General features: G+C 43.7%; 9 protein-coding genes. All 9 read right to left on the reverse strand.

The annotated features are described in order from the left end of the window. On the reverse strand, positions 1–688 hold a 688-nt coding region (locus AB4Z17_RS28210; RefSeq protein WP_441963507.1), incomplete at its 3' end, for a carbohydrate ABC transporter permease. Positions 689–701: 13 nt separating this feature from the next. Then, positions 702–1,604, reverse strand: coding sequence for a carbohydrate ABC transporter permease (locus tag AB4Z17_RS28215; protein WP_054026051.1), 903 nt, complete (start codon positions 1,602–1,604; stop codon positions 702–704). Positions 1,605–1,691: 87 nt separating this feature from the next. After that, entirely contained in the window at positions 1,692–3,059 is a 1,368-nt protein-coding gene (locus AB4Z17_RS28220; protein WP_083682071.1) for an ABC transporter substrate-binding protein, read from the reverse strand. Positions 3,060–3,248: 189 nt separating this feature from the next. Continuing rightward, positions 3,249–4,532, reverse strand: a complete 1,284-nt coding sequence (locus AB4Z17_RS28225) for an extracellular solute-binding protein (RefSeq protein WP_441963509.1) — start codon at positions 4,530–4,532, stop codon at positions 3,249–3,251. A 29-nt stretch (positions 4,533–4,561) separates the two neighbouring features. Beyond that, entirely contained in the window at positions 4,562–5,548 is a 987-nt protein-coding gene (locus AB4Z17_RS28230; RefSeq protein WP_441963511.1) for a substrate-binding domain-containing protein, read from the reverse strand. Positions 5,549–5,563: 15 nt separating this feature from the next. After that, entirely contained in the window at positions 5,564–7,348 is a 1,785-nt protein-coding gene (locus AB4Z17_RS28235) for a cache domain-containing sensor histidine kinase (RefSeq protein WP_441963513.1), read from the reverse strand. A gap of 1 nt (position 7,349) precedes the next feature. After that, positions 7,350–9,137 carry a response regulator gene (locus AB4Z17_RS28240; RefSeq protein WP_441963515.1) on the reverse strand — a complete coding sequence of 596 codons (1,788 nt, stop codon included), beginning with the start codon at positions 9,135–9,137 and terminating at the stop codon, positions 7,350–7,352. 35 nt (positions 9,138–9,172) lie between these two features. After that, positions 9,173–9,883: an ABC transporter permease gene (locus AB4Z17_RS28245; protein WP_441912409.1), complete on the reverse strand. Its 711-nt coding sequence runs from the start codon at positions 9,881–9,883 to the stop codon at positions 9,173–9,175. Then, positions 9,880–10,728 (reverse strand): ATP-binding cassette domain-containing protein, encoded by an 849-nt coding sequence (locus AB4Z17_RS28250; RefSeq protein WP_441912410.1) that lies wholly within the window; start codon positions 10,726–10,728, stop codon positions 9,880–9,882. Before AB4Z17_RS28250 ends, AB4Z17_RS28245 begins: the two co-directional genes overlap by 4 nt. Positions 10,729–10,997 lie beyond the last annotated feature (269 nt).

A 10,997-nucleotide genomic window follows, 5' to 3' on the forward strand; every position in this document is an offset into this window, starting at 1 on the left:
GCAGCGTATACTGGGTCGGATCATTAATAAGTATCGTACCCACGATATATTCGTTCCAGATGTTCAGGATGTTGACGATGCCAACCGTGATCAAACCTGGCTGCGCCAGCGGAAGCATAACTCGGAAAAATGTCCCGTAATAAGAAGCGCCATCCACGATCGCTGCTTCCTCCAGTTCCTTCGGCAGCGACTTGAAAAACCCGACGAGCACAAAGATGCCGAAGGCCAGCAAGCTGGACGTATAAACAAATATCAATCCAAACTTCGTATTAATTAAGCCGAGCGAATTCATCAAGAAAAACAACGGAATGAGCGCTAGTACAAACGGTACCATCATTGAGGAAATATAAAGCAGAAACAACGCATTGCTTCCTCTAAATTTATATCTCGCCAGCACATACGCTGTCGTTGCGGATAAGAGCAGAGCTAATATCGTCGATCCTGTCGTAATGACAAGGGAATTCACGAAATAAGTATCAAAGTGGTATTTGCTCCATACATACGAGAAGTTGGACCAAATAAGCGGAATCTCAGGCAAAGCCCACGGTGCATTCAAGAAAAATTGTTCATTATTTTTTAGAGAATCAAGCAAGGTCCAAATGAGCGGGTACAATACCGATATGCCCCATAGGATCAATATGGCATAGATGATTAGCTTGGCGATCGGATTTTTAATCTGTATATTCATCTCTTTATCCCCCTTAGCTCATCTCAACGGGATCATGACGCATAAGCCGTTGAAGTACGATTGTCGTAATTAAGGACAGGACCAGGATGATAAACCCTATCGAAGCGCCATACCCAAAGTGGAATTGCCGGAATGCCATTTGATACAAGTAGGAGCCCATAACCTGTGTACTGTTATCCGGTCCGCCTTCTGTCATAATCCATACGATTACGAAGGAACCGTTAAGCGTAGTCATCATGATGTTAAGAATGGACACTTTCATCTGCTCCCAAACGAGCGGAAGCGTGATGCTCCAAAACTGTTTCCACTCCCCTGCGCCCTCAATGCTTGCCGCTTCAAAATAGGAAGCAGGAATGCTTTGAATAGCTGCAATGAGAAGGATCATATAAAAGCCGATACCCGCCCAAATAGCCGGAGGCAGAAGCATCCATATCGTATGATCGGAAAAACCCAGCCACGTTATCGATACTTTTTCACTCGTGAATAATGACAAAAATGCATTCAAGAAGCCAATTTGCGGATTATATATGAAATTCCACAATACGCCAATAACAACGACGGAAATTACATTCGGAATGAAGAAAATCGACCGAAAAAATCCAGCCAGCTTAAAGCCAAACCTAGTGAGCGCTACTGCAAAAAACGTCGCGAGAAGCATAATTCCGATTACTTTGCCAGCAACAAGAAAATAGTCGTTGCCGATCGCTCTCCACACAATGGGATCATGGAACATCTCTTTGAAATTATCAAAACCAACAAACGTTTTTGTCTCCGACATGCCGGACCAGTCAAAAAATGAATAATACAAGCTTTGCACTACCGGATAGATTGTAAATACGCCGAAAAATAAAAGAGTTGGGATGATGAATGATGCGATAAATATATTTCTCTGCCATTTTACTGTCCCTGAGTTCATACCTTCCATCCCTCCGAGTAAATTCACAGAAAGTGATCGAGGCGTTGTGCCTCGATCAATCTCTGCCGTCAATCTTTTGAAGGCTTATTATTTGCTAACCTTTTTCACCACGTCAGTTACCCGCTTAACCCACTCTTCAGGCGTAATTTTGCTAATCGTCAGTGCATCTGTTGCATCCATCATCGCTTTATCAACGTCAGCGTTGTAAGTGATTGTTGGGATTACAACCGTGTTAGGATCTGTCAAATATTTAGCAGCATCTTTAACATGGCTTGGGGCATTGGAGCTGCTGATGTCGCCTTTAATGTTGGAAGGCGCGCCGCTTAGCTCAGCCCATTGTGAAGCTTGATCTTTCGAGAAAATGAATTGCAGGAACGCTTTAGCTGCTTCTTTGTTTTTCGCTTTTTTCGCGATGGCAACAGTAGCTGTGGATGTATTCGCAACCACTTTACCGCCTGCTTCTTGCGTAATGGAAGGAATGAAACCAAAGTCAAAGCCAGCAGGAACGTCTTTAGCCATTTCATTAGGCAGCCAAAGGCCATTCACAATGAAAGCATCTTTGTTTTGCAGGAACAGCATTTGTGAATCGGTGTGATTGATTTGGATAGAAGCTTTATCGATGTAATCCTTATCGCGCATTTCTACGATTTTGTTCAATGCAGCAAGAACAGCAGGGCTTTCAAAAGCTTCTACTTTGTTAGCTGCCATATCTTGAAGAATAGAGAAATCGTTGTTGTTTGCTGATACGATAGCTGGATACAGGAACGAGCCATTGATATAGTACGGGTATTTACCTGTGTGAATGAACGGCGTAATGCCGTCTGCTTTGATTTTTTCGCTTACAGCAAGGAACGATGGGAAGTCAGTTGGCTCAGCCCAGCCTTTTTCCTTGAAGAGCGCTTTGTTCCAGAAAACACCCCATGAGTTCAGTACGAGTGGAATATTGTATACTTTACCGTCAAATTGTTGAGCAGGTTGAGCCAAAATGTCGCTGATTAGATCACCGTCAACGTTTTTGGCATCTTTCAGCCAATCCGTCAAATCCTCCAGCTGGCCGTCTTCAACCATTTGGCGATCGTTCAATACCGGACCATCGATGTATACGAAATCTGGCGGGTTGCCGCCGATCCAGCGCGGTCTATTTTGATCGTTAATTTTAGGTCCTGCGGATTCTTTAATGTTAAGCTCCGGATTTGCAGCTTGGAAATCAGCAATAACTTTTTTCCACCATTTATCGCCATACCCGCCCACAAAATATTGAATTTCGAAATCGCCTGTCAGCTTAACCGTCGTGTCGGTAGCAGCAGGCGCGTCCGTCGCTTCAGCAGCCGGCTCCTTTGTAGGTGCATTAGTAGCTGCTCCACCATTATTGCTATTCGAGCCACATCCAACTAACGATACGGCAGCCAAAATAACGGCGATACCAAGCGCTGCAATCTTTTTCTTCATAATCATTAAAGCAAACCCTCCCAAAAATGATGTTTTTTACACTGTACTTAGGGGCTCATCTTGCTGCTCCATCGTGTAATTTCATCATAAATTGGGAGGGCTATAATCTCTATTGAATATCTTCCATATATTCTTTATTATCTTCTCTTCCGTGCATATAAAGCTATTTTTCGAGTAATTTCGCTAAGATAGCGCTTATTTTTGCTGATTGCTCTTGTTTTCTGCAAAAGACTGCAATTCATCCAATGCCGCTTTTGGCGTCATTTGCTCATATAGAACAGCTTCACCTAGCTTACGGGTATAATCAAGCACCGCTTGCCAAGCAGGCTCCTTCGCCGGATAAAACCTAGCTTTGCTTAACGCTTCCAAATCGCTTTTGATCACTTCGCTCTTCTCCGACAGCTTGTTGCCCACCGTCGTCGTAACGGGAAGAAACCCTTCGCGTTTAATCATTTCTTCATAAGCTCGATCTTCATAGAGGAAATCAAGAAACTTGGACAACGCTTCTTTATTGGTATGATCAGTTTTGAAGGAAACAAGCAGATCATGTACACCAAACGTAATTGGCGATGTACCATCCTTTACTGGAATTGGACCCTTTCCCCATTCCAGCTCCGGAAACTCCTTGGGGACGACTGCCGAGAAATAATTGCCGGATATCATCATAGCAAGATTGCCTCCGCCCATAATTCGCTGCTTCTCGTCGCGAGTCGTTATGTTCGGCTCTGGCTCAGTCAAGCCTTTATCAAACAGCTCTTTAAAAAAAGTCAATCCTTCCACATTGGTCGTTGAATTAATGGCCCATTTCCCATCTTTAATCCAATCTCCGCCCGAGCCGAAAAATATATAAGACAAAGTCGCCTGTGTCTCATTGTCCGACAGGTCAATGCCGAAGCCGTCTGCTGCGCCAAGCGCTTTAATTTTCATTGCGGCCTGCTCCAGCTCCGACCATGTTGTCGGAGGGGCGGCAATGCCTGCTTTGCGGAACAAATCCTTGTTGTAGTATAAATTCCGTGTAGTGGCTACGTATGGAATTGCGTATTGCACCCCGTCTATCTGATCCATATCTACTAAGTTTGGATACAGCCGATTTGCTAGTTCAGGCGATATAATATCGTCCATATTATTCAACAAGCCATCCTTGGCGTAATGGGCATATACATTCGTATTCAGAAGATCGGGAGGCTGGTTTTTGCTAATCATTGTCGTATAGATTCCATCGAGTATATCCCAGTTGGCTACTTGCAGCTCTACATCAATGAGAGGGTTTTTCCGCTCAAACTCTTTTACCAGCTTCTCAAGCAGCGGCTTCGTTTCCGTACTGTATTCGGAGGCGACAAACCGAATCAACGCACGTTCCTCCTTTGGAGTTGCAACTGGCTCTGGGTTCTCGTTCATGCACGATGAGGAAACTACTGTAATTAACAAAAGGCTGATAGCAACCATAAGAGGCTTCGTTCCATAGCGTTTTCGCTGCATAGGGTTATATTATCCTTCCAAATAGGAATCTACTTACTCGTTATAAATGGGAATAGCAGCTTCTGATTTTCCGTTGTATACATATTTTCTTTTGTGATGACATTGGATTCGATATAGGTGATAGGCTCGGTTTTTTCTCCATCAATTAGCTTTAGCGCCGCTTTCACGCCAAGATAACCCATATTAAATGGCTTTTGTACAATAGACGCTGTCATAATGCCCGACTCCAGCAATTGAACCTCATCACTGGTGCTGTCAAATCCAATAAGATTAATAGCACCTGCCTTGTTATACTCCTTCAGCAGCCTTGCAACCCCCTGTGACGCGGATTGATTGAGCGTAATAAATGTATTAATGCCGGAATCACTTCGAAGCAGCCGCTTGGCAATTTCATAGGCTTGATCCTCGGAATCATCTGCATAATAGGTTTCCATTGCACTCGCTTTGTAGCCCTTTAATGCAAGGCGCATTCCCTCCAGCCTCTCTTGCGAAATAATTGAGCTCGCGTAATCACTAATAACGGCAATATTCGGATCGCCGTCCGTTTCCTGAATGGAGGTTTGTCCTGCTAGTTGTCCTGCTTCTTTATGGTTGCTTGAAACAACGATAGGAGAGGGCTTCATACTCGGAGAATGATTAATAATGACCAGCTTGATGCCTTCAGCACGCGCCTTGGCAAGAATAGCTGGCATTCGATTATCCATTACCATATCAATGACAATCGCCTGCGGCTTCCGCGCAATCGCATCCTCCAAGATTTGAATCTGAGCATTGGAATCGCCTTCAATAAGCGGACCTTCTACACTCAGATTTAGCCCCGTTTCCTTAGCTGCTGCTTCCGCACCCTGATTGACTGCCTGCCAGAAATCAAGTCGAATATTTAAGGATTTCAAGATGACCGTAACATTTTTCTCCTCATGGTTAACGCCAAAAAGCAGATTAAAGTTGAATACAAAATAGATGGCAATCATCGCAATTGCCACGACTAGCAGCAGCGTAAATCGATGCTTTCGCATTATTTTGCTTCCCCCTTAATCGAGCTTCGGTATTACGATCGTAATACAGGTGCCCTCTTCAATTTCGCTGCGAATTTGAATGCCATACTCATGCCCAAAATAAAGCTTGATTCGCTCGTTTACATTGCGTATCCCGATGCCTTGGCTCGCATTATCCTCCAAATTGCTGTAGAGAAGCTTCCCTAGCTGTTCCGCTGACATCCCTTGGCCGTTATCCTCTACTTCAAAAATAATGTGATCGCCTGCCTGCCTTCCGCGGATCGTAATTAATCCATCATCCATGCCATACATGTTCCGGATGCCATGATAGATCGCATTTTCTACAAAAGGCTGAAGCAATATTTTTAACGTTTTATAATCAAGAATCGATTCGTCCATATCAATGACATAATTAAGCTCATCGTTATAGCGCATTTTCTGTATAAGCAAGTAGTTCGTAATATGCTCAATTTCCACTCGAATCGGAACCAGCTCTTTTTCCTTCGTAATGCTTGCGCGGAACAGCTTAGCTAAAGCAGATGTCATCAGAACGACCTCCTCATGCTGCTTCTGCTCGGCCATCCACACAATCGAATCGAGAGTGTTGTATAGAAAATGGGGATTGATTTGCGATTGAAGCAGCAGAAGCTCGCTTTTCCGCTTATTTTCCTGATTTAAAATCGTTTCCTCCATGAGAAACTTGGTTCGGCTGACCATTAAGTTAAAAGATCGACCCAGCTGTCCAATTTCATTCATTTGGCCAATTTCCGTCTGAATATTGAAGTTGCCCTTCTCTACTTGCTTCATGTCGGATTGCAATACTTTAATAGGCTTGGATAAGCGATGCGACAATCCTATAGAAATCAGCAGCGTAATGGCTAAGCCGCATAAGGAATAAAAAATAATGGAATTACGCAGACCCTCTTTGTTTGCAATCAAATCATCTGAATAAGCCACTCCGGCAATTCTCCAACCAAAGTTTGTGTCCTGCACGGAGTAAATGCGTTTGTCTCCACCCTCGTTCACGACGAAGGATTGACCGCTTGGAGCCTGCAAAACTTCTGCAATACGTTCTGTACGCAGTTTGCTATCGATGAGCTGCTGCTGCGGATGATAGACGATATGGCCTTCGTTATCCACGATGAAGAGGTAACCTTTTTTACCGAGGTTAATATTTTCGCAAATGTCATTAATGACACTTAAGTTTAGATCAACGAGGAGTACGCCATCCGCCTTAATCCCATCTGTGCTCTTAAGCTCTCGACTCAGTGAAACGACCCAGCGGTATTCGTTTTCAATTAAGCTTTGCACATGAGGAGCAGAAACGACGGACCTGCCGCCTGCCGCTTTTGCCAGCTGATACCACTCTTGATCCTCTATCTTCGTATTTGGATTTAAGGTAGTTATTCGGCGGTCAGAAACAAATCGACCATTGTATCCAAATACCATAATGGATGCAATGTCCTTGCGCGTATACAAAATTGCCTGGAACAAGTCGGAAATTTGCTTCTCGTACGTGCGGCGGTTCTCTGCGCTGATAAAGTTATTGTCCGATATGTAATACTTGACGTCCTTATTCGTTAAAGCGAGCAGTGAAATATTTTCCATATTATCGACATACGATTGAATATTTAAATTGACCTGCTTAATAATTTCCTCTATGTAGCCCTTCGAATTTCGCTCAACCGCCGCTACGGAAACCTGATAGCTTACTAGAGTTGTTAATACAATAGCGGCCAAAATCAGCATAGAAAACGCCAAAGATATATTGGATTGAATGCTTTTTAGCGGAAACAAAGGAAAGAACCGATCTTTGAGCATGTTAGGCTCCGCTCCCCTTTATTTGTTTCTCTCTATAATCCTTTGGCGTTATACCTGTGTGCTTCTTAAATAAAATGCTGAAATAATTTGGGTCCTTGTAGCCCACTTGCTCCGCAATTTCATACAGCTTCATCGCCGAATTGTGAAGCAGCTCCTTCGCCTTAGCCACCCTTACGCCAGTCAAATATTCAATAAATGTCTCTCCAGTATGCTGTTTGAACACGAGACTGAAGTAGCTTGAGCTCATGAGCACATGACGGCATAAGTCCTGCAATGACATCTTTTCATTCGCGTAATTCGTATCGATATACTCCACCGCGCGATGAATTTGCATGTTGGTCAAATAATTACGGTTATCCGCTATAGTAGAAATGACAGAGCTTACCATGTCCTTTAACCAAATCTCAACCTCATCCAGCGTCTTGAATTTGAACACGTTCATCAGCTTCATTTGCTGCTCAAACGGCGATTCCTGCTCTCGAACGGCTAGCTCCTGTACAGAGTTCATCAGCGAGAGAACAACCTTTTGCATTTGCAGCATACAGGCTTCTACTGGAACAAGAGAGGTTTTCAGCTCCGCTACCCCTTGTTCAATCAATTGGTAGGCTTCTTGAATGGCGCCTGTCTTCACAGCAGCAGCCAGCTTGCGGTCGAGGTCATGACTCAGCGGCATGTATCCAGAAGGCTTTCCTTCAATATCAATAATGCTCAGCACTCTATTCTTTCCTAGCAGGAAACGATAGTCCAGCACCGACAATGCGCTCTTGTAAGATGACGGCAGCTGTTCAGCGAGCGTACATGTTCGTCCAATTCCTATCGTCACCGTAAATTTCAAATATTTCTCAATATGATAGCGGACCTCCTCGGCAAGTGAAAATCCTTGTTCATACAGGAGGCTTTCACTGTCATGTCCAAAAATAATGGCAACCATTCGCTCCTCACGGGTTCGGAAGGTCAGCACATGCTCTCGGTCCAGCGTTTCATTAAAAATATCATAAGCAGCGAATCGCAAAAATTCGACATCATGCTCATAGGAGGACAGCTCTCGGTCACCAAAATCGTCGATATCTACGACCATGACCAAATATAGCGGCGATATCGGCGGCAGGTTGAAATAAGCAAAACGTTCTGCGATTTCCACTTTCCCTAAACCAACCGCAACTAAACGCTCTAGAAACCGCTCTTTAAGCAGCGGAAGAATGTGCTCCAGCTGGTTGTTTAGCCTGCCCAGATCTTCACGACGCTGCTTCTCTTCATCCATCTCTGCTTTAATTCGATCCAGAAGCTGACGTATTTCTTGCGCTGTAATCGGTTTCAGAATGAAATCAGAAATTTTAAGCCGAATCGCCTGCTGCGCATACTCAAATTCGTCATAGCCCGTTAATATAATCATTTTTATATACGGGAATTGAGCCGAAATTAAACCAGCCAGCTCTAATCCGTCCATAAACGGCATACTGATGTCTGAAATAACGAGCTCCGGCCTATCCAATTCTACGGCATCCCACGCTTCTCGACCGTTAGCGTAATCACCAATCAATTCGAAGCCATGCTCATTCCAATTGATTGTGTTTTTTAATCCGATTCGGACAACCGCTTCATCATCGACAATAATTACTTTATACATCGAAGCCTCTCCAGTCTGTAAATGCCAATATACGAGCCGTAACAATATACTCCAATTATGCATGAGAATACACCAGCTTACAATTCTTTGATTCAGGAAAATGCCGAAAAACCCGGCCGCTAGCGGCTCGGGTTCTCTTGGCTTAAGCGGCAGCAAAATCATGCTGCTCCTCCCACCATTTAATCAACTGCTTTGCTTTATTCGTCCACCATACGTTTCTTGTATACGTACAAGCATAAAGCATACATCGCAACAATCCACACAAAAATAATAGCTAAATGGGACAATACGTCTGCCAGCCCCGCACCAGCCTCTACTTGCTTCGCTAGTTCAATCAGCTGCAGGTTTGGCATGTAATTGGCAATCGTCAGGATTGGATACTGATCCATCAACGGTGTAATTAATGACCCAAAAGCAAAAATGACAAAAGCCGGCATGATTGCAACGGATGCTTCCATCACCGATTTAGTTAGCAAACCGATGAACGTGCCTAAGCCCAAATAAAAAACGGATGATAAAAATATAGCGATGATAATGACCAATAGGTTTTTCGGATGATAATTAGAAAGTAAAGCAGAGAAAACAATAATGACCGTGCCCGCAATAAAGCTTAGCAAGCTTTTGCCGCAAAAAATCTCAAAAATGCTCGCCGGTGACAGCATGAGTCCGCGCAGTGTATTTTTTTCTTTCTCTTCAGCTACCAAGGCCGACTGCACATAGGTAGCTACCAAAATTAAAGCCATATTGATGACCAGATAATGTACATCAATGGTATTCACACCAATGCGCCCATATAAAGCAGCCAGGACTAAAGGAAGGAACAATGTCGAGGTTATATACATGTTTCGAGATACGTCTTTATAGTCTTTTTGCAAAATGGCCATTACTCGCTTCATTGAAAATGTCATGATAGTTTCCTCCCCGTCACTTCTACAAAAATATCGCCTAATGTTGGAAAGTTCGATTGAATGGATGCGATTTGGTTTTTGCTCATATAGTCAAATACCTTCTGCGCCCCGTCAGCTCCCTTTGGTACAATAACCGTTGACCCGTCAGTTAGCTCCACTGTAATGGTTGCATCGCTATGCTGCTCACGCAGCTTCTTTGGTTCATCAAGCAATTGAATCGTTCCATTATTCAGGAAAGCAACGCGGTCGCATAAAGTTTCGGCTTCGTTCATATCATGCGTCGTTAAAAAAATGGTTGTACCCTTTGCTTTCAATTGTAACAAGCCTTCATAAATATGCTTCGTATTCACAGGGTCAAGCGCTGATGTGGGCTCATCCAGAAACAAGAGCTCTGGTTCATGCAGGAAAGCCCGAGCGAGAATGACCCGTTGAAGCATGCCCTTGGATAATTTAGATACCATCTTCCTGCTCTCTTGCTCCAAATTCACCATCTGCAGCACGACATGAATCCGGCTTTCGGGCACATCGTATAAATCACAAAAAAACTTCAAATTATCGTAAACAGACAAGCGGGCATACAAAGACGTATTGTCTGTAATGATTCCAATTTTTTTGCGATACTTTTCTTCCCGCAATTTACTCGCGGGTACTCCAAATACATAGGCACTCCCCGAGGACGGCTTCGACTGCGCTGTTAATATTTTGATGGTTGTTGTTTTGCCCGATCCGCTTGGTCCTAGAAATCCGAAAATCTCACCCTTCCTTACGTTAAAGGAAACATCCTTTAACGCCCTGGAATTCGCAAATGATTTCTCTAATGAAGTCACTTCAATTATATTTTGCATGCCGCTCTCAACCTCCGTTGTTTTATCCGATCTACCTTCATCTTAGGTGAGAGGAGGAAGAGGCGCATTATAATCGCATTGAATGGAGCATACAAAGGGGTGAATGATGCTTATTTCGAGCTGAATAGCGCAATAATTACGTGGTTTGGAGCAGCAGATTCAGCGAATGGCGCTTATTTAAGCCCGATCATTTCCTTTAACTCAGCCATTTTTGTTTTTGAAAGCGGAACGTTAGTCTTTAAATGATCATCAAGCACCAAGCTATAGCT

Source organism: Paenibacillus sp. TAF43_2 (genome assembly GCF_052113545.1).
Taxonomy (GTDB): Bacteria; Bacillota; Bacilli; order Paenibacillales; family Paenibacillaceae; genus Pristimantibacillus.